At 65.4% G+C, this 26598-nt stretch carries 23 protein-coding genes; 6 read left to right on the top strand and 17 right to left on the bottom strand.

Going from position 1 to position 26598, the window contains the following annotated elements:
• Window positions 1–179: 179 nt before the first annotated feature.
• The 4 genes from LDO29_RS03590 to LDO29_RS03575 are packed head-to-tail and all read right to left on the bottom strand — an operon-like array spanning window position 180 to window position 5929.
• Window positions 180–1814 (bottom strand): ABC transporter ATP-binding protein, encoded by a 1635-nt coding sequence (locus LDO29_RS03590; protein ID WP_224078458.1) that lies wholly within the window; start codon window positions 1812–1814, stop codon window positions 180–182.
• Window positions 1815–1846: 32 nt separating this feature from the next.
• Window positions 1847–2977 carry an ABC transporter permease gene (locus LDO29_RS03585; protein ID WP_224078404.1) on the bottom strand — a complete coding sequence of 377 codons (1131 nt, stop codon included), beginning with the start codon at window positions 2975–2977 and terminating at the stop codon, window positions 1847–1849.
• A complete protein-coding gene (locus tag LDO29_RS03580; protein ID WP_224078403.1) occupies window positions 2974–4026 on the bottom strand; it encodes a microcin C ABC transporter permease YejB in 1053 nt (350 codons plus the stop codon). Before LDO29_RS03580 ends, LDO29_RS03585 begins: the two co-directional genes overlap by 4 nt.
• 16 nt (window positions 4027–4042) lie before the next feature.
• Complete coding sequence (locus LDO29_RS03575) at window positions 4043–5929, bottom strand: extracellular solute-binding protein (RefSeq protein ID WP_224078402.1); 1887 nt, start codon at window positions 5927–5929, stop codon at window positions 4043–4045.
• A 220-nt stretch (window positions 5930–6149) separates the two neighbouring features.
• On the opposite strand from LDO29_RS03575, the gene fabI reads away from it, so the two are divergent.
• Entirely contained in the window at window positions 6150–6938 is a 789-nt protein-coding gene (gene fabI, locus LDO29_RS03570; protein WP_224078401.1) for an enoyl-ACP reductase FabI, read from the top strand.
• Between the two features lie 94 nt (window positions 6939–7032).
• Here fabI and LDO29_RS03565 read toward each other — a convergent pair whose 3' ends face one another.
• Genes LDO29_RS03565 through LDO29_RS03555 form a run of 3 tightly spaced genes read right to left on the bottom strand, consistent with a single transcriptional unit; the run spans window position 7033 to window position 9752 of the window.
• Entirely contained in the window at window positions 7033–7362 is a 330-nt protein-coding gene (locus LDO29_RS03565; protein ID WP_224078400.1) for a hypothetical protein, read from the bottom strand.
• On the bottom strand, window positions 7359–8276 hold the full coding sequence (locus LDO29_RS03560) for a DUF2950 domain-containing protein (RefSeq protein WP_224078399.1): 918 nt from the start codon (window positions 8274–8276) through the stop codon (window positions 7359–7361). The genes LDO29_RS03565 and LDO29_RS03560 overlap by 4 nt, the downstream gene beginning before the upstream one ends.
• A gap of 15 nt (window positions 8277–8291) precedes the next feature.
• Window positions 8292–9752, bottom strand: a complete 1461-nt coding sequence (locus LDO29_RS03555) for a DUF3300 domain-containing protein (protein ID WP_396022619.1) — start codon at window positions 9750–9752, stop codon at window positions 8292–8294.
• A gap of 555 nt (window positions 9753–10307) precedes the next feature.
• Here LDO29_RS03555 and LDO29_RS03550 point away from each other — a divergent pair.
• The 3 genes from LDO29_RS03550 to LDO29_RS03540 all read left to right on the top strand — a co-directional run bounded on the left by LDO29_RS03550 (window position 10308) and on the right by LDO29_RS03540 (window position 13536).
• Window positions 10308–11642: an MFS transporter gene (locus LDO29_RS03550; protein ID WP_224078398.1), complete on the top strand. Its 1335-nt coding sequence runs from the start codon at window positions 10308–10310 to the stop codon at window positions 11640–11642.
• Between the two features lie 24 nt (window positions 11643–11666).
• Complete coding sequence (locus LDO29_RS03545) at window positions 11667–12236, top strand: RBBP9/YdeN family alpha/beta hydrolase (protein WP_224078397.1); 570 nt, start codon at window positions 11667–11669, stop codon at window positions 12234–12236.
• Window positions 12237–12372: 136 nt separating this feature from the next.
• The gene (locus tag LDO29_RS03540; protein WP_224078396.1) at window positions 12373–13536 is read left to right on the top strand and encodes a porin; all 1164 of its coding nucleotides are present in this window, start codon (window positions 12373–12375) and stop codon (window positions 13534–13536) included.
• 91 nt (window positions 13537–13627) lie between these two features.
• Here LDO29_RS03540 and LDO29_RS03535 read toward each other — a convergent pair whose 3' ends face one another.
• The 4 genes from LDO29_RS03535 to LDO29_RS03520 all read right to left on the bottom strand — a co-directional run bounded on the left by LDO29_RS03535 (window position 13628) and on the right by LDO29_RS03520 (window position 18059).
• Window positions 13628–14863 carry an MFS transporter gene (locus LDO29_RS03535; protein WP_224078395.1) on the bottom strand — a complete coding sequence of 412 codons (1236 nt, stop codon included), beginning with the start codon at window positions 14861–14863 and terminating at the stop codon, window positions 13628–13630.
• Window positions 14864–15025: 162 nt separating this feature from the next.
• Entirely contained in the window at window positions 15026–15985 is a 960-nt protein-coding gene (locus LDO29_RS03530; RefSeq protein ID WP_224078394.1) for a PDR/VanB family oxidoreductase, read from the bottom strand.
• A gap of 9 nt (window positions 15986–15994) precedes the next feature.
• Window positions 15995–16777 (bottom strand): SDR family NAD(P)-dependent oxidoreductase, encoded by a 783-nt coding sequence (locus LDO29_RS03525; RefSeq protein ID WP_224078393.1) that lies wholly within the window; start codon window positions 16775–16777, stop codon window positions 15995–15997.
• A gap of 10 nt (window positions 16778–16787) precedes the next feature.
• Window positions 16788–18059, bottom strand: a complete 1272-nt coding sequence (locus LDO29_RS03520; RefSeq protein ID WP_224078392.1) for an aromatic ring-hydroxylating dioxygenase subunit alpha — start codon at window positions 18057–18059, stop codon at window positions 16788–16790.
• Window positions 18060–18190: 131 nt separating this feature from the next.
• Between LDO29_RS03520 and LDO29_RS03515 the strand changes: the two genes are divergently transcribed.
• Together LDO29_RS03515 and LDO29_RS03510 are read left to right on the top strand one after the other, a co-directional pair.
• Window positions 18191–18916 carry an IclR family transcriptional regulator gene (locus LDO29_RS03515; protein WP_224078391.1) on the top strand — a complete coding sequence of 242 codons (726 nt, stop codon included), beginning with the start codon at window positions 18191–18193 and terminating at the stop codon, window positions 18914–18916.
• A 55-nt stretch (window positions 18917–18971) separates the two neighbouring features.
• Complete coding sequence (locus LDO29_RS03510) at window positions 18972–19697, top strand: hypothetical protein (RefSeq protein ID WP_224078390.1); 726 nt, start codon at window positions 18972–18974, stop codon at window positions 19695–19697.
• 253 nt (window positions 19698–19950) lie between these two features.
• Here the strand turns inward: LDO29_RS03510 and phaZ are convergent, their stop codons facing one another.
• From phaZ to LDO29_RS03480, 6 genes are all read right to left on the bottom strand, one after another.
• The gene (phaZ, locus tag LDO29_RS03505; RefSeq protein ID WP_224078456.1) at window positions 19951–20796 is read right to left on the bottom strand and encodes a poly(3-hydroxyalkanoate) depolymerase; all 846 of its coding nucleotides are present in this window, start codon (window positions 20794–20796) and stop codon (window positions 19951–19953) included.
• Window positions 20797–20857: 61 nt separating this feature from the next.
• On the bottom strand, window positions 20858–21280 hold the full coding sequence (locus tag LDO29_RS03500; RefSeq protein WP_224078389.1) for a phasin family protein: 423 nt from the start codon (window positions 21278–21280) through the stop codon (window positions 20858–20860).
• A 47-nt stretch (window positions 21281–21327) separates the two neighbouring features.
• A complete protein-coding gene (locus tag LDO29_RS03495; protein ID WP_396022618.1) occupies window positions 21328–23058 on the bottom strand; it encodes an alpha/beta fold hydrolase in 1731 nt (576 codons plus the stop codon).
• A gap of 53 nt (window positions 23059–23111) precedes the next feature.
• Window positions 23112–23576, bottom strand: a complete 465-nt coding sequence (locus LDO29_RS03490; RefSeq protein WP_224078388.1) for a MaoC family dehydratase — start codon at window positions 23574–23576, stop codon at window positions 23112–23114.
• Between the two features lie 38 nt (window positions 23577–23614).
• Window positions 23615–25417 (bottom strand): acyl-CoA dehydrogenase, encoded by a 1803-nt coding sequence (locus tag LDO29_RS03485; protein ID WP_224078454.1) that lies wholly within the window; start codon window positions 25415–25417, stop codon window positions 23615–23617.
• A gap of 246 nt (window positions 25418–25663) precedes the next feature.
• Entirely contained in the window at window positions 25664–26590 is a 927-nt protein-coding gene (locus LDO29_RS03480) for an AraC family transcriptional regulator (protein WP_253074104.1), read from the bottom strand.
• Window positions 26591–26598 lie beyond the last annotated feature (8 nt).

Below are 26598 nucleotides of genomic sequence, written 5' to 3'. Positions count from 1 at the left end.
AATAGTCCTCGCGGGATGGTATAGGCTTGTCACCCGCCTGTCAAAGTTCGTTACAAATTTGACGGAAAGAGCTTTCCAATCAATGACCTACTTCAGTTTTCGCATCTGAATTGTTGCTTTTCGCATGACAATTGCATGACATCGCCCTGAGGCGGTGCGAATGCTGCGCGGCAATGGTTTCAGGCCGCACTAATCTGGGCAGCCGCCATCAGCTTGCACGTATAAGGATGTTGCGGCGCGCCGAGAACTGCCTCGGTTTCCCCCGACTCCACCACCTCCCCGGCCTTCATGACGATGACCCGGTGCGCCATGGCGCGTATCACCGCGAGATCGTGGCTGATGAACAGGTAGCTGAGGTTGTACTTGTGCTGCAACTGGGAGAGGAGACCCAGCACCTGCTGCTGGATCGAGACATCGAGCGCCGAAGTAGGCTCGTCGAGCACCAGTACCTGCGGCTTGAGGATGAGCACCCGGGCAATGGCGATGCGCTGGCGTTGCCCGCCCGAGAATTCGTGCGGATAGCGGCCAAGCGCCGTGCGGTCCAGCCCGACTTCGCGCAGCGCCTCGATGACCTGCTGGCGCATGGCGTCGCGAGACAGGCCCGACTGGTGCAACGTCAGTCCTTCCCCGACGATCTGCTCGATCGTCATGCGCGGCGACAGCGACCCGAACGGATCCTGGAATACCACCTGCATGCGCGAACGCATCTCGCAGCGGTCCTTGCGCGTGGCGTCGTCGAAGCTGCGCCCGAGGAAATGGATGGCGCCCGCGCTCTTGCGCTGCAGCGCCAGCACAGCATGAGCCAGCGTGGTCTTGCCGGAACCCGATTCCCCGACGATGCCGATGGTCTCGCCCTCGCGCAACTGGAAATCGACGTCCTTGACGGCGGCGAACTGGTCCTTGCCGAACCAGCCGGCAATGCCCTTGCGCTTGCGCGAGTAGTTGACGCAGAGCCCGCGTGCCTCGAGCAGCGTCGGCGCCAGCGGTACCAGCGGCAGCACATCGCGGCGTGGCCGGCTGTCAATGAGCTTGCGCGTATAGGGATGCTGGGGCGACGCGAAGACCTGCGCGGTCTCGCCCGTCTCGACCAGCACCCCCTTCTCCATGACGCCGACACGCTGGGCAAACGCGCGTACGAGGTTCAGGTCGTGGGTGATCAGCATCACCGCCATGCCGAACTCGGCCTGCAGGTCACGCAGCAGGTCCAGGATCTGCGCACGGATGGTGACGTCGAGCGCCGTGGTCGGCTCGTCCGCGAGCAGCAGCTTCGGACGGCAGGCCAGTGCCATGGCGATCATGGCGCGCTGCCGCTGCCCGCCGGAAAGCTGGTGCGGGAAACTGTCAAAGCGATGCGCCGCGTCGCTGATGCCGGTGCGCTCCAGCAAGGCAATGGCACGCTCACGCGCCGCGCGCCGATCGAGCCCTTCATGCAGCGCCAGTGTTTCGACGATCTGGTTGCCGATCGTGTACAGGGGATTGAGCGCTGTCATCGGCTCCTGGAAGATCATGGCGATCTCCGCACCGCGGATGGCGCGCATCTCCCGGTCCGACACGTCGAGCAGGTTGCGGCCTTCAAAGCGGATCGCCCCGTGGTAGTGGGCGTCCTCCACCAGGCGCAGCATGGCCAGCGCCGTCACTGTCTTGCCGGAACCCGACTCGCCCACCAGGGCATAGCGCTCGCCGGCACGCAGGTCGAAGCTGACCTCGCGCACCGCGCGCGTGGCGTCCTCACCGTGGCCGAACGTGACCGAGAGCTTGTCCACGCAGATCAGCGTATCGCCCGGTGACGGCAATGACGGCGGACTGGCCGGCATGGCCTCGGATTCGCGAAGCTTCGGCACCACGTTCATGGCGTTGCCCCCGCCCCGGCAGGCGCACCGGCCGGCACCTTGGGCGCTACACGGCCGCGCAGCGCGGCCAGGCCCAGGCGCGTGTCGAACGCATCGCGCAGCGCATCGCCCATGAACGTCAGCAGCAGCAAGGTCACTACCAGCACGGTGAAGGTCGACAGCGAAATCCACCAGGCATCCAGGTTGCCCTTGCCCTGTGCCAGCAATTCGCCCAGGCTGGGCGTGGTGGGCGGCACGCCCAGCCCCAGGAAGTCCAGGCTGGTGAGTGCCAGGATTGCCGCGCTCATGCGGAACGGCAGGAAGGTGATCACCGGCGTCAGGCTGTTGGGCAGGATATGGCGCCACATGATCTGCACATTGGACAGCCCCAGCGCACGCGCCGCCTTGACGTAGTCGAGCGAGCGGTTGCGGTAGAACTCCGCGCGCACGTAGTCCGACAGGCCCATCCAGCCGAACAGCGACAGCAGGATGATCAGCAGCGCCAGGCTGGGCTCGAAGATCGAGGCAAAGATGATCAGCAGGTACAGCTCTGGCATGGAACTCCAGATTTCGATGGCCCGCTGCGAGAACAGGTCGAAGCGCCCGCCAAAGAAGCCCATCAGCGCGCCCGTCAGGGTGCCGATCAGCACGCCGAGCACTGTCAGCGCCAGCCCGAACAGCACCGACACGCGAAAGCCGTAGAGCAGGCGCGCCAGGATGTCGCGGCCACGGTCATCGGTGCCAAGCCAGTTATCGGCCGACGGCGGCGCGGGGTTGGGTTCCTTGGCGAAATAGTTGAGCGAGTCGTACGAATAGTGGTTCAGCGGGAACACCGCGAAATTGCCGTTGGTGGTGATACGGTCGCGGATATAGGGATCCAGGTAGTCGGCCGGCGTGGCGAAATCGCCATCGAACGTGGTCTCCGGATACACCTTCACGATCGGGAAATACCATTCGCCCTTGTACCGCACCACCAGGGGGCGGTTGCTCGACAGGACCTCCGCGCACAGGCTCAGCACGAAGATCGCGACAAACAGGATCAGGCTCCAGTAGCCCAGGCGGTTGCGCCGGAAGCGCTGCCAGGCCCGCTGCCGCGGGGATGGCGAGTGCGGCAGGCCGTTCGGCACCGCTTGCGAGAGTAATTTCATCGGTGCAGGGCCTCGAAGTGGATGCGCGGGTCGACCAGCACGTAGCAGACGTCGGAAATCAGCCTGGTCACCAGACCGATCAGGGTGAACAGGTAGAGCGTACCGAGCACCACCGGATAATCGCGCCGGAGCACGGCCTCATACGACAGGAGGCCAAGACCATCGAGCGAGAAAAGCGTTTCGATCAGCAGCGACCCGGTGAAGAACGCCCCGATGAACGCCGCCGGGAACCCGGTCACCAGCGGGATCAGTGCGTTGCGGAACACATGCTTCCAGAGCACCCTGCGCTCGGACAAGCCCTTGGACCGCGCGGTCAGCACATACTGCCGGCGGATCTCGTCGAGGAAGGCGTTCTTGGTCAGCATGGTCACCACGGCAAAGCTGCCCACCACCGATGCGGTGATCGGCAGCACCAGGTGCCACAGGTAGTCCATGACCTTGCCCATCAGCGAAAGCTGGTCCCAGTTGTCGGAAGTCAGGCCGCGCAGGGGGAACCACTGCACAAAGGTGCCGCCGCCGAACAGCACCAGCAGCAGCACGCCCAGCACGAAGCCCGGAATGGCGTAGCCGACCAGCACGATCATGCTGGTCACCACATCGAAACGGCTGCCGGCGCGGATCGCCTTGGAAATGCCCAGCGGCACCGATATCAGGTAGGTCAGGAAGAAGGTCCACAGCCCGAGGCTCACCGAAACCGGCAGCTTGGACTTGACCAGTTCCCACACGCTGCGGTGCTGGAAGTAGCTCTGGCCGAGGTCAAACTGCGCAAAGCGCTTGAGCATCAGGAAGTAGCGCTCGATCGGCGGCTTGTCGAAGCCGTACAGGGCCTGGATTTCCTTGATCTTCTCGGGATCGACGCCACGGCGGCCGCGGTACTCGGCGCCGCCGCCACTGGCTTCGCCGCCACCGCCGCCGCGCCCCTTGAGTTCGAGCATCATCTGCTCGACGGGCCCGCCCGGCACGAACTGGATGACGACGAAGGTCAGCGTGATGACCCCGATCAGCGTCGGGATCATCAGCAAAATGCGCTTGAACAGGTAGGCAAGCATCGGCTGTCCCCTTTCTTCAGCGAGCCGCGGATGGCGGGACAGTATCCGTGCGCCACCAGTTGCTCAGAATCCAGCCTTCGGCCGTGTAGTAATAAGGCAGGCGCTCGGGGTATTTCAATTCCTTGCGGTACGCCACCCGATGCGACGCACTGTACCAGTTCGGCACGATGTAGTACCCATGCATCAGCACCCGGTCCAGCGCCCGGCCCGCTGTGACGAGTTCTTCACGCGTGTTGGCATGCAGGACATTGTCCACGAGCTGGTCCACCTGCGGCGACTTCAACCCGAACAGGTTGTCGGATCCCGGCGTGTCGGCGGCCTCGCTCGCGAACCGGTCGCGCAGTTCGTTGCCAGGGCTCTGCGAATCGGGGAAGCGGATCGATACCATGTCGAAGTCGAAGTCCTCGAGCCGCTTCTGGTACAGCGCGTAGTCGGTGGTGCGCTGGTTCACCTGGATGCCGAGCTTTTCGAGATTGCGGACATAGGTGGTGATCACCCGGCTCATGGCGCCGCCGTCGTCAAGGAACTCGAACACCATCGGCTCGCCCTTGGCGTTGCGCAGCGCATCGTCGGTATAGGTCCAGCCCGCCTGTGCCAGCAGGCGGCGCGCTTCGCGCAGGTTGTCCCGCAGGGAACGCGGCGGGTTGGTGGTCGGCTGCACGACATCGGGACCGAAAACCTCGGGCGGCAGCTTCACGCGCATCGGCTCGAGCAGGTTCAGCTCGCCCGGCCCGGGCTTGCCGTCGAAGGTAGCGCTGGCCGCGAGTTCGCTGTTGGAAAACCAGCTGTCCAGGCGCTTGTATGCGCCATAGAAGAGCTGGCGGTTGAGCCATTCGAAATCGAGCGCGAGGATCAGGGCCTGCCGGACCCGCACGTCCTTGAAAATCGGCTTGCGCATATTCATGACGAAGCCCTGCATGCCGGCGCCGTTGCGGTGCGGGAACTCCGTCTTGATCAGGTCGCCCTTGCTGAAGCGGGTACCCTGGTAGCTCTTGGCCCAGTTCTTGGCGCGGTATTCGACGATCGCGTCGAACTCGCCCGCCTTGAAGGCTTCCAGCTTGGCGGTTTCGTCCTTGTAGAGCCGGTACACGACGCGCTCGAAATTGAAGGTGCCGCGCCGCACCGCCAGCCTCTTGCCCCAGTAGTTCGGGTCGCGCTTGAAAATGATCCCGCGGCCCGCGTCATAGCGGTCGATGATGTATGGGCCGCTGGTCACCGGTTCTTCGAAGGTCAGCTTCTCGAACGACACGGTCTGTGTCCACTTCTTCGAGAACACGGGGAGTGATCCGACGATCAGCGGCAGCTCGCGGTTGCGCTGCTTGAAGTCGAAGCGCACGCTGCGTTCGCCCGTAACCACCACCGACTTCACGTCCATGCACATGCTGCGGTAGCCCGGGCTGGACGCCTTGCTCATCAGCATGTCGTAGGAATACTTGACGTCCGAAGCCAGCACCGGGTCGCCATTGGAGAAGCGCGCTTCGGGCCGGATATGGAAGACGACGGACAGTTCATCGGGCGCCACCGTGACATCGTCGGCCAGCAAGCCGTACGCGCTGGCGGTTTCATCGGCACTGCTGATCAGCAGCGACTCGAACATCAGGGCGTTCAGCCCCGGCGCAGCGGTACCCTTCAGCGTGAACGGATTGAACTTGTCGAAACTCGTGCGGCGGTCCGGGTTGGCAAGCGTCAGGGTGCCGCCTACCGGAGCGTCTGGATTGACATAATCGAAATGCTTGAAATCGGCCGGGTATTTGAGATTTCCGTGCAGGGCAAAGCCATGCGCCGCATTCGCCGTTGCGGGAATCCCCGCCGCCAGCGCCAGCGCCAGCCCAACCCGCAGTACTGCGTCCCGACGGAAGCACTGCCATGCCGCCTGAAGCGGCCAACGTGCTTGAATAGGCATCCCGCTGGATTCCTCCAATTTGACCTCTGGGGTCCGGCGTTCTGCGGCCGGGCCAAGTTGTGAGACAATTTTACATGCGTTCGGGTAGGCTCCAGCCATCCGGACATTCCCTCTACACGGCGCAATAAAACGGCCGTCGGACACCGAGGGCATGCCCCCGGCCGCAGGGCCGACGCAGGAAGCGTGCCCCATGCATCACCTTGACCACCTTGGAGAACTTATGGGATTTCTGGCAGGTAAGCGGATCCTCATCACCGGCTTGCTATCGAACCGTTCGATCGCCTATGGCATCGCATCGGCCTGCAAACGCGAAGGCGCCGAACTCGCCTTCACCTACGTCGGCGAACGGTTCAAGGACCGGATCAGCGACTTTGCCAAGGAATTCGGCACCGACCTCGTCTTCGAATGCGATGTCGGCAGCGACGAGCAGATCGCCGCGACCTTCGCCGGCCTGGGCCAGCGCTGGGAAAAGCTCGACGGCCTGGTGCACTCGATCGGCTTCGCCCCGCGTGAAGCCATTTCCGGCGATTTCCTGGAAGGCCTGTCGCGCGAAGGCTTCCGCATCGCGCATGACATCTCCGCCTACAGCTTCCCGGCACTGGCCAAGGCCGCGCTGCCGATGCTGGCGGACAATGCCTCGCTGCTGACGCTGACCTACCTCGGCGCCGAGCGCGTGGTTCCCAACTACAACACCATGGGCCTCGCCAAGGCCGCGCTGGAAGCCAGCGTGCGCTACCTGGCGGCCTCGGTTGGCCCGCGCGGCATCCGTGCCAACGGCATTTCGGCCGGCCCGATCAAGACGCTGGCTGCGTCCGGCATCAAGGACTTCGGCAAGCTGCTCAGCGCTTTCGAGGCCTCGGCCCCGCTGCGCCGCAACGTGACCATCGAGGAAGTCGGCAATGTCGCGGCGTTCCTGCTGTCCGACCTGGCCAGCGGCGTCACCGGCGAGATCACCTATGTCGATGGCGGCTTCAACATCGTTGGCGCGGCCGCACCGAGCGAAGCGTAAGCCTCGGCCAGCCTGTCGGCCATGAAGGGGTACCAGCGCGCGCTGGTACCCCTTTTTCATTGGAGCGGACCGGCCGCACGTTCCCTTGCGGGACTCAGCGGCCCATGCGGCGATCGTAGCGCTGGGATATACGCCCAAGCAGGCCCGGGTCCCGCGAATCGCTCGAATCGAACTGCACGCGCACCGAGCCGTCAGCCTGCCGCATCACGCTGGCCCGGATCACCGTATTGCCGGCATTCCCGGCGATGGAGCCGCTTGCGCGGTCCTGCAAGCTGACCGCGACGCCCTCGTCGCGCATGGCGCCCGCCGCGGCATCGAAGGAACGGTCGAAATTCGCCGGTGCCGTGGCCGGCACGCCATAGTAGGTGCAGCCTTGCAGGACCAGCAGGATGGCAGCAAGCACGGCCAGCAGAACGCGTTTCATGGTGCCACCTTGGTCCAGCCCGCCCCCGGATCGAATGAGGTCGTCGCCGCCGCCTTGGTCGCGGTGTCGGTGCCAAGGTCGCGCTCGAACACTTCGCCCGCATGGCTGACCATGAAGGTCTTCACGCCGGTCTGGCCATAGCGGACCGGCCATGCGATCACGGCGAATCCGCCGAACAGCTTGCCCCGCACCAGATAATCAAAGGCCCCGCCCGGAGCGCTCGCGCCCTGCTTCGTGAGCAGCTTGTAGTGGTAGCCGTAGTAGCCTTCGGCCCCGGCACCGCGCTTGCCGGCGGTCAGGAACGCCTCGCCCAGCGGGCTTGGCTTCTCTCCCGGCGGGGTTGGCCAGTACAGGCCGTCCTGCTTGCCGGGCGAACTGGCCAGCTTCGCGGCATAGGCGAGCACGCCACTGCCGTCGTGGTCGACCAGCGCATACTCGACCTGGGCATCGTGGATGGCCAGCAAGGTCTGCATGACCGCCAGCTCGTTGCGCCCGATCTGGCGCACGCGCATCTCATCCAGGCCGGCGACCGTGTCGAAGCGCCAGCCCTGCGCGGTCTTGACCAACGGGACAGGCAGCGTCCATCCATCCGTACCGACGGCGATGCGCGCATGCTGGTCATCCACGGACTGCACCGTGTGGGAAGCGCCCCAGGCAGTCAGGAACCGGGTACGGATGTCAGCACCGACCGGTGGAATCAGCTTCTGGAACCTGTCACCGAAGATCTTCTTCATGGCTGCGTCGTTGTTGCTCTCGACCGCGGTCCCAAAGGCGGCCATCGCTTCGTCGGCCGTGGAAAAGGTCTGCTGAGCATGCGCGACCCCTGCGCCGCCAGCGACCATGGCCAGCGCGAAGGCAATCTGGCGGCACCGGGCCGCAAGCGGCATACCGGAAAAGACAAGTGGCTTGATCATGGCCGTTCTCCCCGTTCAGCGCCTGCCACCACCGCCACGGCCGCCGCCACCGCCGCGACCTCCGCCACCGCCAAACCCGCCCCCACGTCCGCCGCCACCGCCACTGAATCCCCCGCCCCCGCGGTTGGCCGGCGACGATTGCAGGCTGCTGCGGCCCCGATCAAAATCACGCTGCGACGCACCACCGCCACCGACTCCCTGGAACGCGCTATCGCGCCCCCCACCCCGATTCGCCGTCGACGTGCGGGTTGCGGCACCGGCCGCGGCGCCGCGCTCTCCGCCACCCGAGAATCCACCGCGATCCCCCGTACCCGCCCGGTCCGAAACGCCGGCACGGTCGCCGCCCCGATTCGCTGCACCACCACGATCGCCGGCGCCACCCCGGTCACCCACACCGCCACGATCGCCAACGCCGCCCCGGTCACCCACACCGCCACGATCGCCAACGCCGCCCCGGTCACCCACACCGCCACGATCGCCAACGCCGCCCCGGTCACCCACGCCGCCACGATCGCCAAGACCCTGCCGGTCTCCGGCACCCTCCCGGCCACGGAAATCATTGCGCCGATCCGCGCCGGGCACATTGCGGCCGAATTTCTCGCGCGAAGCATTGTCCCGGTAGGCCACGCCCTTGCGATGGCTGGCATCGTGCTGCCACTTGCCGCCCTGAACCTTGGAGGCGTTGAAGTTGCGGTCAATATTGGTGGCGCGGTTGACGTTGACATTGACGTCGCCGCCACCCCAGTTACAACCACCGAAGATCGCCCCCGCCGCCGCCAGGCCAACGCCCCAGGCAAAGCCGGTGGCCAGCGCGGCGCCCGGATAGTACGCCGGATACGGCGGCCAGTAATACGGCGGATAGGACGGATACCCCCATGACCCGTACACCACGGTCGGGTTGTAGGACGGCACGTAGATGACTTCCGGATTGGCCGGCTCGATCTTGACGATGGTCTGCCCCGGTTGCCCCGATACCGTGCCCTGTTCGACGGTCACTTGCTGCTGCTCGTTCGACTTCAGGTTGCCAGACTGCTGCGCCTTTGCGCGCAACCGCTGCACCGCGGCAAGCACGTCCGATTCCTGCGCCAGGAAGGCATCGCCGAGCTTCTGGGTCCAGTCGAGCTTGTCGTTCATCGGCTCCAGCGCCTGCGGAAATGCGACCAGCGACTTGACGCTGACGTCCCACGGCTGGTCGGCCACGGCCTTGACCGCATCGTCGCCCTTGACCTTCGGGTTGGCCTTGACCCAGCGCGCAGCCTGCACGATTTCCAGCGGATAGGTGGAAGCCATCAGCACCTGCGACAGCACCGAATCCGGATAGAGCGCAATGGGCGCCACCAGCGCCTCAAGTTCCTCGGGCTTGAATGTTGGCGCTTGTGCCTGTTGTTGCGCAATGGCCTGGCCCGCGCCTGCCATCAGGCAGGCTACGAGCACGCCCCAGACCGCATGGACCAGCCCCCTCCCCCACACACGCATGGCGACTCTCCCGGCTGAATTCAGCGGACTGAGACAGGTACGGTGACCGTGCCGCTGCGGCCCGGTACAGCAGTGCTGGTGGCAGTCCCGATACGACCATAGTGCGTCGCGGCCACATTTGCAATTTCTGCCTGCAACAACGCAAGGCGCAGGCCCCCGTCCGGCGCCGCGAACTGTTGTCGGGAAACGCCTAGCGGCATGCGCCAGGCATTGGTGGCAGCCCCGTTTCATCGGCAAGATTGCACGCGCTGGCTTGTTCCGGGCCAGACGCCACGCGCCTGCCTAATATGGGGGAAACACGGTATCGCCACAGGAGGGGCGCCTCCGTTCGGAGTGCCCTTCCCGCACAGGAAAAAAGCACCTGTTCACGCCCTACGCGTTTTCCCCGACTGTCCCGAGATGCAAACAGGTTGTCCCGCATAGTCAAACCGCGACCCGCCAATCCCCGATACTTCGCCAGTCGCGACCGAGGCCATGTCAAGAGCCCGGGCAACCAGCGGCGATGGCCTGCCGGCATTGCCGGGAGCGCGATCAAGTCTTACAAGAGAGGCATTCATGCTTGGACAACATTCCACCCATCCCGCCATGATGACCGGCAAGCAGACCGCTGCCGCATCCCGTTTTTATCCATGGCTGGTCTTCGCCCTGAGTTTTGGCCTGCTGCTGTCGGACTATATGTCGCGCCAGGTGCTCAACGCAGTATTCCCGCTACTGAAGGCCGAATGGGCCCTCACCGATACCGAACTGGGCGCACTGGGCGGCATCGTCGCACTGATGGTCGGCCTGCTCACGTTTCCGCTGTCGATCCTTGCGGACCGCTGGGGCCGTGTCAGGAGCCTGACGCTGATGGCCGCGCTCTGGAGCCTGGCCACGCTGGGCTGCGCGCTGGCCAATAACTTCGGCGAAATGTTCATCGCCCGGCTGTGCGTCGGCATCGGCGAAGCGGCCTACGGCAGCGTGGGCATCGCCGTGGTGCTATCGGTATTCCCGCGCCACCTGCGCGCCAGCCTCAGTTCCGCCTTTATCGCCGGCGGCGCATTCGGCTCGGTGCTGGGCATGGCGGCCGGCGGCGCGCTGTCGGCCCAGTTCGGCTGGCGCTGGGCGTTCGCGGGCATGGCGATCTTCGGTCTGGTGCTGGTGGTCATCTATCGCACCCTCATCACCGAACCGCGCCTGAAAGCTCAACGCGTCGCGCTCGGTGAGGACGCTCCCACCGAAACGCGCCGCGAAAGCCTGTCCCTGCGCCCGCTGCTGTCCGCCCTGTTCTCGGCACGATCGATCCTCTGTGCCTACGTTGGCAGCGCGCTGCAACTGCTCGTCATGGGCGCCCTGCTTGCGTGGATGCCCAGCTACCTGTCGCGCTACTACGGCATGGCCACCGATCGAGCAGGCGTGACCGCTGCCGCCTTTGTCCTGGCAGCCGGCGTCGGCATGGTTGCGTGCGGCGCGCTGACCGACTGGGTCGCCCGCCGTTGCCCTGCACGCAAATGGCTGATGGCGATTGCCTACAGCATCACCTGCTGCGCGCTGCTGGCCGTGGCCTTCCGCCTGCCGGCCGGTACGGCGCAGCTCACCCTGATCGCTGCTGGCATGCTGCTGGTCGGCGGCACGGCAGGCCCGGCCAGCGCCGTGGTTGCCAACCTGACCCATCCGGCTATCCACGCCACCGCATTCGCCACGCTCACGCTGGCCAACAACCTGCTGGGCCTGGCGCCGGGCCCCTTCGTCACCGGCGTGCTCGCCGACCGCATCGGCCTGCTGGGCGCGCTGCAGTGGATTCCGCTGACCGGCCTGCTCGCCGCGGTGTGCTTCATCGCCGGCCGCCGCTACTACACGGCTGACCTGCAGCGACTGGAACGCCAGCGCGACGCACAGCAAGCCAACACCTGATCCCCTGGTTTTTCTGGAATTCCGATGAGTCTCACCCCCGACACCACCGTCCTGCTGGTTCCCGGTCTGCGCGACCACGTGGCCGAGCACTGGCAGACCCTGCTCCAGGCGCAACTGCCGAACGCCCGGTCCGTGCCACCGCTGGAACACGACAAGCTGAGCCGCGCTGCCCGCGTGGCAGCGCTGGATGCCGCACTCGCGGACATCGACGGCCCCGTGGTGCTGGTCGCACACAGCGCCGGTGTGATGATCACCGTGCATTGGGCTGCACAGCACCACCGCAAGATCCGGGCCGCGCTGCTGGCCACGCCGGCCGATCTCGAAAGCCCGATGCCGGCCGGCTATCCGCAAAAGGAAGCACTGGCCGAGCATGGCTGGCTGCCCGTGCCGCGCCAGCCGCTGCCCTTCCCCAGCATCCTGGCGGCAAGCCGCAACGATCCGCTGGCGAAGTACGAGCGCGCCGCGCAGATGGCGAGCGACTGGGGCAGCGAGCTTGTCGACCTCGGCGAGGTCGGCCACCTCAATCCGGCCGCCGGCTACGGGCCGTGGCCGCGCGCCACGGCGCTGATCGACCAGCTGCTCCGCATGAACTGACGCCGGCCCACAAGAAGCCGGCTGCAGACCGCAAGGGCCCATTCGGGCCAGCACCCCCGATGCAGTAACCAGCAGCACCCATTTCGACGGGAACACCCGCATCACAACCCAAAGGAAGAAGAAGGAGATTTGCCCCATGAAGCTCAGGAGCATGGCCGTAGCCGCATTGCTTGCCTGTTCTGGAAGTGCGTTCGCGCAATCGACAGTCACGCTTTACGGCGTGGCTGACATCAACGTCGAATACGTCAACCACGTCGGCGCCATCCCACAGGCTGCCAACCAGTTCAACTCCGGCCCGTCCCACAACGTCTACCGCATGGATTCGGGTGGCGTCTCCGGGTCCCGCTGGGGTCTGCGCGGCACCGAGGATCTCGGCAACGGCGTGAAGGCGCTGTTCGTGCTCGAAAACGGCTTCAGCCTGGATAACGGCGCCCTGCAGCAGCAAAGCCGCCTGTTCGGTCGCCAGGCGTATGTAGGCGTGCAGAGCGCCACCTTCGGCCAGGTCACGCTCGGCCGCCAGTACACCTCGATGTTTGAAGCGCTCGCCAACTTCGTGCCGGGTGCCTATGCCACGCAGTACGAGCCGGCTGCGCTGCTGACCGGCGCGAACTTCCGTGAAGACAACACGGTCAAGTACAGCGGCCAGTTCGGCCCGGTAACGGCACTGGCCCACTGGTCGTTCGGCACCGGCCTGGCCCTGCCGCCCTTCATCGGCGTGGCAACGCCGATCGGCGGCAACGGCGAAGTCCCGGGCCAGTTCCGCCGCGACAGCGCGTACGGTGCAGCCCTGGCCTACGCGACCGGCCCGTTCGGCGTGACTGTTGGCTATGACCAGTGGAATCCGACCATTGGCACCGGCAACGGCACGGCCAAGAAGGCAGTGGTCGCGGCAAGCTATGCCTACGGGCCGGCCAAGATCATGGGTGGTTACCGCTGGGGTCAGAACAAGAATGCAGCGGACGTCCTGGTCCAGCGTGACGATTTCTACTGGATCGGCGCCGCCTACCAGGTGACGCCGGCGATCGGCCTGTCGCTCGAGTACGACTACGACAACCTCAAGAACCAGTTCGGCAATACCGGCCTTGCCAATCCCTGGCAGGTCGCGTTTATCGCGAACTACGCGTTCTCCAAGCGTACCGATGTGTACCTGAGCACGGCTTACTCCAAGAACGCGGGCCTGGCACTCGACTCGGTGTCCAACTTCTACGCCACCAGCCTTGCCACGGGCAACAGCTATGCCCTGGCCAACGGGCAGAGCAGCATGCTGGGCGTGGCAATGGGGATCCGGCACAAGTTCTGAGCGGACTTCAGTACCTATGCTCGTTTCGGCCGCGCCGGGGTGAACTCCGGCGCGGCCGTTTTTTCCAAAGCCCTCGTTCTCCGTGAACTCCCTACTGCTGCGGCCGGCTGGACAGCAGCGAAAGCGCTGCCACCGCCACCACCGGTCCGACCGCCAGTGTCAGCAGCGCAACCGAAAACGAATGTGTCTGCGCATAGAAGTAGCCCACCACGAGCGGCGACATGGCACTGCCGGATTGCCAGATGGCATTGGTCAGGCCTGCGCCGGCGCCGGCGGAGTTGCGGCCGGATGCATCGCTGACCTGGGCCATGAGCACGGGTGTATAACCGAATCCCACAGCGCCCAGCAGGGGAGCGAGCAAGTAAAACTGCGTGACCGTGGAGCTTTGCCCGAAGACCATCAACATCACGGCAAAAGCAGACAAACACAGGATCGAGATCCGCTTGCGCGCATGGCTATGCATGTCAGAAAGCCATCCCAGCACCGGCTTCGCGATGACGGCGCCAATGCCGAAAGTCGCTGCAATCGAACCCGCGGTGACCGGAGAAATGCCGTACTGCTTGGTCATCAGCGCATTGCCCCATGCGCCGAAGCCAACGGTGGCCCACAAGCCGCCACAACCGGCGATGGCAAGCAGGATGAGGTTGCGGCTCTTGAGCAACGCCAGAATGTCGGCAGCCTTGATGCACGCAAGCGGCGGCTCTCCTTCGGGAGCGTCGCGCAAGACGAACCAGGCGACAGCCGCACACGCCAGGGTAATGCCGCCAAGCAGGCGGAAGGCGTTTTGCCAGCCATACCACTGCGAAATCGTTGGCACGGTGGCATTCGTGATCACCACGGCCAGCGACGTGGCCGTGGTGTACAGCCCCATCGCCCGGCCACGGTCTTTGCGGAACCACGCCGCGATGATCTTCATGCCGGCCGAATAGTCCGCGCCGGCGGCCAGGCCCATCGCGAACTGGATGGCGATGCCCGACCACAAGCTATGCGCAAAGCCAAAGCAGAAGGTGAACACGCCCAGCGGCACGAGAGCCAGGGTCAGCGTGGCACGGCCGCCGAGCACATCGGTCAGGATGCCGCCCGCGATATTGGCGAGCACATAGCCGATGTAGAACGCGGTGATGAAAGCGCCGAGCATCGACACGGTCAGGCCGAGTGAATGACCCACCGGCGCGGCGACGCTGCTCCACGCCACGCGATCCACATAGCTCAGCAGGAACGCTGCCCACACGACCGCCAGCACCACCCAGCGGTAACGTGACGTATCGGCCTGCGCGGACGATGCGGCGTCGGCCGCGCTCTCCGTCATCGAGAGGCTTGTCTTCATGGTCTCCTCCGTCGCGGGCGCCTGTTTGGGTGCGCTCCGCGTAGTATCAGGTGTATCGGGTACAGGTGTCCGGAAATGTTTTTCGGACGGCGGTTCCGTTGCCCGCTCTTCTGGCTGCATTGTTTCAACCGGCGGCACTTACCTGCCGTCACCGGGTCCGGCTCAAAGATCAAGCACCAGCGTTGGCGACCTGGCGCGTGAGCAGCACGGGGTGAACTGGTCGTTCCTGGCCTGCTCCTCGGGCGAGAGGTACAGGTCACGATGGTCGGGTTCACCTTCGAGCACGCGCACCAGGCAGGTGCCGCAGATACCCTGTCCGCAGGACACCGGCACTTCCACGCCGGCGTCGGCAAGCGCTTCCGCTACGGTCTGCCCCGCCGGCACGGCAACGGTCTTGCCGGAGCTGGCGAGCTTCACTTCGAAGGCGCCGCCGGTGGTATCGACGCTGGCGGCAAAGAACTCGTAGTGCAGGCGATCCTCTGCCCAGCCCAGCCGGCGAGCGGTCTCCAGCACGGCGTCCATGAATCCTTTGGGGCCACAGACATACAGATGCACATCGGCACCGGCCGCGGCCAGCAGGGCCTGGATGTCGAGCCTTTGCGCCGGGTCTTCGTCATCGAAATGGCACGTCACCTGCCCTGCATACGGCGCGCGGGCAAGACGTTCGATAAAGGCGGCACAGCGTCGCGAGCGGGCGCAGTAGTGCATGGCAAACGGGAGCCCTTCATTCGCCAGGCACTCCGCCATGCACAGCATCGGTGTGACGCCGATGCCGCCGGCCAGCAGCAAATGCCGCCGGGCTTCCCGCTCGAGCGGGAAGTGGTTGCGCGGTGTACTGATCTGCAGCGTGCTGCCTTCTTGTACGACCTCGTGCATGGCGCGCGAGCCACCGCGCGACTGTGCATCGTTCAACACGGCGATCACATACCGGTGCTGCTCGGAAGGCGGGTTGCACAGCGAATACTGCCGTGTCAGGTCGCCCGGAATGTGCACGTCGATGTGCGAGCCGGCGGAGAACGGCGGCAGCGGCGCACCTGCCGGGTCGGCCAGTTCGAAACTGCAGATGCCTTCGGCCTCCACCTGCCTGCGCACGACGCGCACGGTGAGCTGGGATGCGTCCATGACGACCTCCTACATCACATGCAAGCCACCATCCACCATCAGCGTGGTGCCGGTGATGAACGAAGCCTCGTCGCTGGCCAGCCACAGGATCGGCCAGGCGATTTCTTCGGGCGAGGCCCAGCGACCGAGCAAGGACGTATCCTGGCGCTGCGTCTTGAGCACTTCGACGCTTTTGCCCGCAGCCTGTGCACGGCCAACGTGGAAATCCGTCAGCGTAGAGCCAGGGCACACTGCGTTGGCGCGCACGCCATTGGCAGACTCTTCAAAAGCCAGGGTGCGCGTCATGGCCAGCATGCCCGCCTTGGTTGCGTCGTACAGGCCCATGCCCTTGCGCCCGGTCACGGCATAGCACGACGAGACGCTGACGATGCTGCCTCGCCCGGCAGCCCGCAGCAGCGGCAGCGCGGCCCTGCAATAGTTCGAGGTCCCCACCAGGTTGACGTCGACCATGGCGTGCCACTCTTCCGGCGTGGCATCTGCCATCGCCGAATAGTTGCGCATGGCCGCGTTGTTCACCAGCACGTCCAGGCCGCCGAACTTGTCCGCTGCCCGCTGCACGGCGCGCTCGGCCTGCGCAGCGTCATTCACGTTGGCCACCAGGGTCAGCAGTGTTGCCGCCGGAAACTGCCCGGCGATGGCCGCGGCGGTGCATGCCAGCGCCTCGGCACTGGCATCGACCAGCATGACCGCAGCGCCCGCCGCGCAGAACAAGCTGGCAGTCGCGGCGCCGATGCCGCCTCCGCCGCCGGTGATCAGGGTCCGCTTGCCCTGGAGTCGTTGAGATTGTTCCATCTTGGCGATCTCACACGGAGTAGACGGGCTGGTCTTTGCCGTCGTCCAGGTGCACGCGCGCCCAGTCCTGCGCCTTCTGGTCCTTGGGCAGCAGCACGCCGGCGGCGCGCACGCGTTGGGCGCTGGCGTCCAGCGCGGGCGGCTCGACATCGCTCTGCATGTTCGTCGCAGCCTCGTACAGCATGCGGCGGCACATCACGATCGCGCGGTCGGTCGGCAGCAGCTTTTCAGCCTCGTGGTTCTGGATCGGGCCCATGCTTTCTTGCAGCGACGAATCCTGTACTGCAAAGCCGAACACCCCCGAATACGCACGCTTGTCTTTCTGTGCCTGGCGGTCGATCAGGTAGTCGTTGTCCTTGTTGGCCTTGGTGCGCCACGTGCCTTCTTCGTATTCGTTGTGGATGCCCTTGCCGGCCTTCATGTCGGCCAGTTCCTGCTCGGTGAGCGGGCGGTCCGGGCGGAAGTTGATGCTCCAGGCCCAGCAGTTGTGGTCGTCGATGGGCACCCACACGTGGCCGCCGAGCGCGTGCTCGCCGAACGGCGGAATCAGCGTGTACCACGGGAACAGCCACTGCGTGATGCGGTAGTAGTAAGTGTCTTCGTCACCGTTGCGGCGGCCGAACAGTGTGAGGCCAACCGGCGTCTTCTCGATTTCGAAGACCACGTTGCCGTCGGCCTTGATGTACTTCAGCGCCTCGGTGCCCTGGTGCATGGGGTCGTCGTCGACCTCGTAGCGGTGCACGTACGACACGTGGCTCGTGTCGATGCCGCCTTCCATGGCCTGCAGGTAGTTGCTCTCCTGCAGCCGCTTGGAGACATACACGTGGCTCTCGGGCAGGTTGCACCACTCCACGTCGGGCGGAGCGGGCTGCTTGTCCTTCGGGCCCAGATAGGCCCAGACGATGCCCGCGCGCTCGATGCACGGATACGCCTTGACGCCCATGTGCTTGCAGGCCTGCGGCGCCGAGGGCACATCCACGCACTTGCCGTCACGGTCGAACTTGAGGCCGTGATAGGCGCAGCGGATGCCGTTCTCCTCGTTGCGACCGAAGTAGAGCGACACGCCCCGGTGCGAGCAGAACTCGTCGATCAGCGCCGCCTTGCCATCCGTGTCGCGGAACGCCAGCAGCTTTTCGCCCAGGATCTGCACGCGCACCGGCGGGCAGTCCGGCTCCGCGATCTCGCTGACCAGCAGTGCCGGTACCCAGTACCGACGCATCAGGCTGCCCATCGCCGTGCCAGGGCCCGTGCGAACCAACGTTTCCGACATTTGCTTGTCCATCTCCGTTTCCTCTGTTTGATGTCCGTCTGATGAGATTTGAATCCATTCTACGGACAATTTGACAAAGGTCAAGGTCGAGTTTGAATACAATGGCGAAGATGAAAAATTTGAAATTGGCGGGAATCAATCACATGGAAGCCGAAAAGAACCAGGACAGCGTGCGCGCCGTCGACCGTGCGCTGGACATCCTGCTTGCGTTCCGTCCGGGCGACGAAGCCCTGACGGTGGCGGAGTTGCTCAGGCGGGTCGACCTGAGCCGGCCGACGCTGTACCGCCTGCTCAATGCGCTGGAGCACAACGGCTTTCTTGTGTCGTTCGGGGAGCCGCAGCGCTTCCGCCTGGGGAGATCCGTGGCGCGGCTGGCTCATGTCTGGGCGGCGAGCCATCGCATTGCCGATATCGCGCAAGCGCCGCTGCGTCGACTGTGGGAGGCCACGGGAGAAACCGTGGCGCTGTTCGTGCCGGAAGGCGCTTACCGCGTGTGCGTGGCAGAGATCGAAAGCGTGCAGCCCCTGAGCTTCCGTCGCGGCCTCGGGTATCGGGAAAAGCTCGCCCTTGGCGCCAGCGGGCGCGCAATCCTCGCGCATATGGACAGTGGCGCCGTGGATGCGCTCGATGCTCCCGTCGATCCGGCGGAACTGGCCGCCATTCGCCAGCGCGGCTACGCGGTCAGCCGCAACGAACTGATTGAAGGTGCAGTCGCACTGGCCGCGCCATTCTTCAACGGCGCGGACCGCGTCGCGGGTTCGCTATGCATCTTCGGCCCGGGGGTACGCATGACCGAAGACAGGGTGAACACATTCAGCCGCCTGCTGGTGGCTGAAGCGGCAACGCTATCGAACGCCCTCGGACAATGATCCACCCCGGACCTGGTGTTCCAGCGCAGGTCCGGAACTTCGGCGCAGGCTACAAATGAACCACCGGCCCAGGCACCTCACCTCTTTTTTCTGGAGTGGCGACGCCATCCGCAGCCGGTGCGTGAGCGACAGCGTGCTGTCAGGCACCGTCGACGTACCTGAGCCGCCGGCGCGTTTGCTCGCGGATTGGGCAAGGGAGATAGCGCTCCACATGACACTGGAAGCGGGAGATGTCGAGGTGATGCCTCTGGCACGAGCGCGAGCCCGCTGGCCGGATTACTCGCACTGCGTGCGGGCGGTGTCCGATTGGACAAGCTCGCTTGGTCTACCTGGTGTGCTGGCCTCGGGCGACGTAGCGCTCATGGTTTGCCGCGGTGCGAGGTATCACCATGACGGGGACCAGTATGGCGGCGCGGCCTTCTGCAATCTCTTCCTGAGCGAGGACAAGGGGCAGGACGTACATTTTCCGTCGTTGGACCTTCGCATCCCGCTGCGGCGAGGTACGGTCCTGCTATTCGATACTTGCCAGCCTCACGGCGTGATTCGACGCGGCAGCAACGGCTTTGACGTCACCGACTTCCCCGCCGACCAGAATTGCACGCAGCTATTCCTGAGCTGGGAGCTTCCCATCGAGGATGCGCATGTCGCACAGGCGCTCAACATCGCCTTCGACATTGACCAGTCGGCCTCGGGGATCGTGAATGAAGAGCAAGTGCGGCTGGATGGTGAAAGGGTAAGCGTCCGCGATGACTCCGGCGAGTGGCGCCGGGCCAACTATTGAGCTTTCCCTATTTCACGACAACATCAAAGCAACCACCGTCATTCCCGCGAAGGCGGGAATCCAGCGTCTTACAAGTCCCCCGAAGGGGGACAAAAAGTCACTGGGTCCCCGCCTGCGCGGGGACGACGAATATTTTGCGTTGTCATGAATTCTGGAAACATCAATAGACGACGGCGAGACGCGGACGACGCGGCCGCCGATGCAGACACGGCCCAAGCCACGCCGCCGCGCCATCCTGGGACAGGGCCTGGCCTCAGGCATCCGTCCCGTGCAGGAACTTCCCCACCACGCGCGCCGTCTGGGTCGCAGCCGTCACAAGAAAGAGATGACCGTCATTGCGGAACACATGCAGCGTCGCCCCCGGGATGCAAGCCGCAAGAATCTTCGCATTGGCGAGCGGCACGATCGGATCATCGCCGCCATGCAGGATCAGCGTGCGCTGCTTCAGCGCGCCCAGCCACGGCAGGCTGCTCCAGCCCCATGCGGCCAGCAGTTGATAAAGGTAGCCGCGTCCGCGCGGCGGATGCATATGGCGGCCATGTGCGTCGAGCAAGGAGGGGTCATCGCGAAAGGCTCCGCCATAGAGTTCCGCCCCCACCCGCCGCAGGTACTGCGAATCGGTGTAACGCCGCACCCCAATCATCTTCGAAAGCACCGAGGGACTGCCCGGCACCATGAGGACGCCGGGCGAAGTTGCCGCGAGCACCAGCCGCCGGCAACGCCGCGGATACAGCCGCGCGAACTCCTGCGCCAGTGCTCCGCCCCAGGAAACCCCGAGCGTATCGACGGGCCCGGCATAGCCCAGGTGCGACAGCAGCTTGTCGGCCATCACGCACAGGTTGGAGAAACGGTAGGGAAGCAATGGCGCTGGGGAGCCCCCCGCGCCGGGGATGTCGAAAATGATTACCTCCACATCCTCCAGCGCATCGACGAAGGGCTCGACGAGTTCGAGGTTGGCGCCGATGCCGTTGAAGATGAGCAGCGGCGGATGCGCGCCGCTGCCGGGCCGGATGCCGACCCTGAGTGCCTGCCCGTCCAGGTCTACCGTGCGGGTCTGCATGATCTGTCCAGCTTCGATGCTGGTGTTGTTGGTTGTCATCAAGTCGTCCCAGAGAGGTTGGCGGCGAAGCATGGCCGGGGGCGGCCATGCTTCCTTGCGCTTACTGCCTGGGGCGCAGGATGCCCTTCACCTCTTCCACGTTTTCCGCCAGGCGCTTGCCGACCGTGGCAATGCTGTCGGCCTGGGCCTTGTACACGGTGTCGGTCAGTCCGCGCAGGCCGGCCACGGCCTTGTGCAGCGAGCGCGGCAGCACCTCCGAGACCTTGGTCGCGGCCTCGCCGTCGGCCGCCTGGCCGCGGCGTGCGAGCGATTGCAGTTCGGCGGCGGTGTCGGTCAGGAACTCGGCCTGCTGGCGCACCAGCGATTGCAGGCCCGCCAGCAGCGTGGCGTTGACGCTGGCAATCGCCTCGATGTCCTTGCGGCGCGATTCCAGGATCGCGGCCGGGTCCAGGCGGTTCTGCTTGACGAAGTCGAACAGCTTCTTGTGCGCGGCGGTTGCGCCCGCGGCATTGGTGGTTTCCATCTTTACTTCTCCTTACAGGTTACATCACAGAAATCGACGGGCCGGAATCAGGCCTCGGTCACATAGCGTCCGGGCGCTTCGCCGAGCGGGGCGTGGCGCTCGCTGCCCAGGGCGGACGGCGCGGCGTGCATGGCGCCGGAGCGCGTCTTCAGCCACTCGCCCCAGTGCTCCCACCAGGACGCCTGGCTGGCCGTGGCGCCATCGAGCCAGGCTTCGGGATCCGCCGCTTCCGCGTCGTTCAGGAAGAACTTCGCCTTGGCATTGCCGGGCGGGTTGATCAGGCTCTGTACATGGCCGCTGGAACTGAGTACGAACTCGGTCTGCCCGCCGAAGGCGCGCACCGAACGGAACACCCCCTTCCACGGCGTGATGTGGTCGGTCATGCCCGCCACCACGTACTTGTCGCAATCCACCGCCGAAAGGTCGATGGGCTCGCCAAGGATGCGCAGCGCGCCCGGCGTCGCGAGCTGGTTCAGCATCAGCATGTCCAGCAGCTGGCCGTGCAGGCCGGCGGGCAGGCGCGTGGTGTCGTTGTTCCAGTAGAGGATGTCGAACGCCGGCGGCGCCTTGCCGAGCAGGTAGTTATTGACCCAGTAGTTCCACACCAGGTCGTTCGGCCGCATCCACGCGAACACGCGCCCGAGTTCCTCGCCGTCGAGCACGCCGCGTGCCTGGCTGCCCTGCCGTGCGGCATCAATGGCTTCCGGCGTCGCGAACAGGCCCAGTTGGGATTGCGAATCCAGGCCGAACACGGACACCATCAGCGTGGCCGCATGCACGAGCTTTTCGCCGCGCGCCGCGCAGTACCCCATCAGCGCCGACATCGTCATCGCGCCGGAGCACGCGCCATGCAGGTTCACATCGGGGCTGCCCGTGATATCGCGGATCGCATGGATGGCTTCGACCAGTGCGCCCACATAGGTGTCGAGATTCCAGTCGCGGTGTGCCGCAGTCGGGTTGCGCCAGCTCACCATGAACACCTGCAGCTCGTTGCGCAGCAGATGCTCGACCAGGCTCTTGCCCGGCGCAAGGTCGAACACGTAGAACTTGTTGACCTGCGGCGGCACGATGAGCTGGGGCCGGGCATGAACGTTCGCGGTGGTTGGCGTGTACTGGATCAGCTCCAGGACATCGTTGCGGAACACCACCGCGCCAGGCGTGGCGGCAAGGTCCTTGCCGACACGGAACGCGCCCTTGTCCACCTGCGACGGCATGCCCTGGTTGGTCAGCGTATCGGTCAACAGGTTGACCAGGCCACTGACCAGGCTCAGGCCGCCCGACTCGAACGTCTTCCTGAGCGCGGCGGGATTGCCCAGCAGCGTGTTGGTCGGCGCCACGGCATCCATCAGCAAGTCGGTGAAGTACTGCGCACGCTCCTTGCTGCGCCCGTCCATCACCGAGCGGGTGACGAAGCCGGTCAACGCATCGCGCCACGCCTGGTATCCCTGCAGGGCCATGCGATAGAAGGGGTTGTCCTGCCAGGCGGGATCGCCAAAGCGGCGGTCGCGCGTGGTGGGCGCGGGCGCCGAGCCGTCCACGACGGCCATCAGGTCTTGCGCGAGCCGGGTCTGCTGCTCCAGCAACAGCGTCGGTTCCTGCACGCACTGCGCGCCGATCTGCTGCGCGGTGCTCATCAGGTCCTCGGGGCGCATGCCCACGAAGGGATTCGGGCCCGTCACGGCCGGCGCACGGTCGACGATCGCCGCCGGAACGACTGCGCTTGCTGCCTTCTTCTTTGCCTTCTTCGCCGGCGCCCCTGTACTCACTGCTGCTGTCATGCTGCCACTCCTCGTCCTGCCTTGTTCATACCTTGTTCGTGCCTTGTTCAAGCTCAGGCGACCAGCAGCGCGAGCGCCTCGGCCACCAGCGCGGGCTTGCCCTCGCCTTCGATCTCCACCGTGTTCTCCGTCCTGAGCAGCACGCGGCCGTTGCCTTTGCGCTCAGCAGCAAGCAGGTTCACCCGGTTGCGAACGCGCGCCCCGGCCTTCACCGGCGTCAGGAAACGCGTCTTCTCCAGGCCGTAGTTCACCGCGGCGCTCGCGTCGTGCGGCACCACGCCCATGTCGGTCAGCTGGCTCGCCACGAGCGAGAGCGTCAGGTAGCCGTGGGCAATGGTGCCGCCGAACGGGCTTTCCCGCTTCGCGCGATCCACGTCCACGTGAATCCACTGGTGGTCGCCCGTGCATTGCGCGAACGCGTCGATGCGCGCCTGGTCGACTTCCACCCACTCGGACACGCCGAGTTCCTTGCCGACGAATGCGTCGAGCGTGGCCATGCTGTAGCCTTCGATTGCCATCTTCTTCCCTTCCTGAACTTGTATTCCGAGCCGCCGCGTCAGAAGCAGGCTTCGTCCAGCGCCAGGAAACCGTCCTGGCCCGTGGTGCTGATCACTGCCGCTTCGAACGCGGAGGCGCGCGGCAGGATATGGTTGGCGAAGTACTCAGCGGTCGCGATCTTGGCGCCGTAGAAGGCCTCGTCCTCGGCCCGCTTCTGCGTTGCCACGATCAGCGCGCGCGCCATCTGCCAGCCCGTCAGCACGATGCCGGTCAGCTTCAGATAAGCAACGCTCGAACCGAACACGGCGTTCGGGTCCTTGCGGGTCTTCTCCACCACGTGGTCGACCGCATTGCCCAGGGCCAGCCGCGCAACGCCAAGGCGCATCAGCATGGCGCTGCATGCCCCATTGCGGCAGCCGTCTGCGTATTCCTTCAGCGCCTCCAGCGTCTTGTCGATCTCCGCCAGGATGCCGCGCGCCGCCGCGCCGCCATCGCGCACGGTCTTGCGGCCGATCAGGTCATTGGCCTGGATCGCCGTGGTGCCTTCGTAGATCGGCAGGATGCGCGCATCGCGGTAGTGCTGCGCCGCGCCGGTCTCCTCGATAAAGCCCATGCCGCCATGGACCTGCACGCCAAGGCTGGTCACTTCCAGCGACATCTCGGTGCTCCAGCCCTTGATGACGGGCACCAGGTATTCATAGGCCGCGCCAAAGCGGGCACGCGTTTCCGCGTCCGGCGACTGGTGCGCGAGGTCGGAGTAGCCCGCTGCCACCAGAGCCAGCGCACGCGCGCCTTCGGTGAGCGCACGCATTTCGGTCAGCATGCGGCGTACGTCGGGATGGCGGATGATCGCCACCGATTCCGCGGCGGAGCCATCGACAGGGCGGCTCTGCACGCGCTCTTTCGCATAGGCCACGGCCTGCTGGTAGGCCCGGTCGGAGATGGCGATGCCCTGCACGCCCACGCCGAAGCGCGCGGCGTTCATCATCACGAACATGTATTCGAGGCCGCGGTTCTCCTCGCCGATCAGGTAGCCGACGGCACCGCCGTTGTCGCCAAACTGCAGCACCGCGGTCGGGCTCGCCTTGATGCCGAGCTTGTGCTCGATCGACACGCACTGCACGTCGTTGCGCGCGCCGAGCGAACCGTCGTCATTGACGAGGAACTTCGGTACGAGGAACAGCGAGATACCCTTCACGCCTTCGGGCGCGTCCGGCGTACGCGCCAGCACCAGGTGGACGATGTTGTCCGCCATGTCGTGCTCGCCGTAGGTGATGAAGATCTTGGTGCCGGACACCTTGTAGCTGCCATCGGCCTGGCGTTCCGCGCGGCTGCGCACCAGTGCCAGGTCGGAGCCGGCCTGCGGCTCGGTCAGGTTCATGGTGCCGGTCCACTCGCCGGCGATCAGGCGCGGCAGGTAGCGTTGCTTGAGTTCGTCCGAGCCGGCCGTGAGCAGCGCTTCGATGGCGCCATCGGTCAGCAGCGGGCACAGCGCGAACGACATGTTGGCCGCGTTCATCATCTCGATGCACGGCGTCGCCACCAGCTTGGGCAGGCCCTGGCCGCCGAATTCGGCCGGATGCACGATGCCCTGCCAGCCGCCTTCGCCGAACTGGCGGAACGCCTCGCGGAAGCCCGCGGTCGTCGTCACTTCGCCGTCGTGCCAGCTGCTCGGCTGCCGATCGCCGGCGGCGTTCAGCGGCGCCAGCACCTCGCCGTGGAACTTCGCGGCCTCCTCGAGCACTGCCTCGACCGTCTCCGGCGTGGCATCTTCGTAGCCCGGCAGCGTGGCAATCTTTGTCAGTCCGGCCAGTTCGCGCATGGCGAACAGCATGTCCTTGGTGGGCGCAGTATAGCTCATCTCGTTCCTCTCGCGGCGATGCAGCGTCGGCTCCGGCTCCATGCCCTGCGGCGCTGCGACATCATTGATGGCCCTGATCGTAAGGGACATCCACGCGAAAGCAATTACCCAAACCCGCCCTTTGAATGACAAATCTTGCCGCATTGCACAATGCTGCGGCCGGCGCACGGGGAGTGCGGCGTCAGAGGCGCCCGATGTGGCAGGATTTGTCAGTCGTCGGCCAGCCTTGCCAGCCGCCGCACGCGCTCACAGCGCGCGCCGGTAGGCGTTTGGCGTGCTGCCAGTCCAGTGGCGGAAGGCCCGGTGAAAGGCAGTGGGGTTGTCGAAGCCCACATCGAAGGCAATGGCCGCGATGGGGTCTTCGGAGCGCGTGAGACGCCGGATCGCGATGTCGCGCCGCACCTCGTCCTTGATGGCCTGGAAGGTGGTGCCTTCCGCCGACAACCGCCGGCACAGCGTGCGCACCGATTGGTGCAGCGCCTGTGCCACCGCATCGATGGTTGGCGATGCCGGCAGGCAGTCCGCCACGTGTTGGCGAACGCGGTGGCAGGTCATCTCCTCGGCGAACGAGACGAAGATCCAGTCCTCCGGCGCGCGCGCCAGGAACTTCTCGAGATCGGGCTTGCGCTGCCGGATTGGCAGGTCAAGATAGGCGGCATCGAAGACCAGCCGTGTGTGCTGGCGGTCGAAATGCACCGGGCCCGGAAACAGGTAGAGATGGTCGCTGGCGAGCGCCGGCCGCGTATCGGGCAACTCGACCGCCTGCAACGGTATGCGCTGGCGGATCAGCCACGACGCCACGCCATGCACGAGCTTGAGCATCAGCTCGCGCCCCAGCATGCTCGCGGCGGGGCCGGCCGGGTTGTCCACGAGCTCGACGATGCCGCTCGAATCCTCGCGCCGGGACTCCATTCGGAAGTCGTCAAGGATCAGGTGGAAGAACTGCCCGAAGCGACGCAGCGCGACTTCCAGCCTTGGCGCATCGAGCAGGCTCAGGCAGAGGTATTTGAGCGTGCCATTGCGCAATGGCCGGCTGAAGATGCCCGGCATTTCGTCGTCCAGCTCCTTCGCGAGCAGGCGGTATAGCGTCGAGAACTGCTCCTGCGTGACCCGCGCCGCCGGTTCGGCCAGCAATTCCGGCGCAATGCCGGAGCACTCCGCCAGCCGTGCCATGGCCGCGG

The sequence above is a fragment of the Cupriavidus laharis genome (assembly GCF_914271435.1).
GTDB classification, from domain to species: Bacteria; Pseudomonadota; Gammaproteobacteria; order Burkholderiales; family Burkholderiaceae; genus Cupriavidus; species Cupriavidus laharis.
Note: the sequence above shows the minus strand (reverse complement) of the source record. Positions and strands in the feature narration are given on the sequence as shown.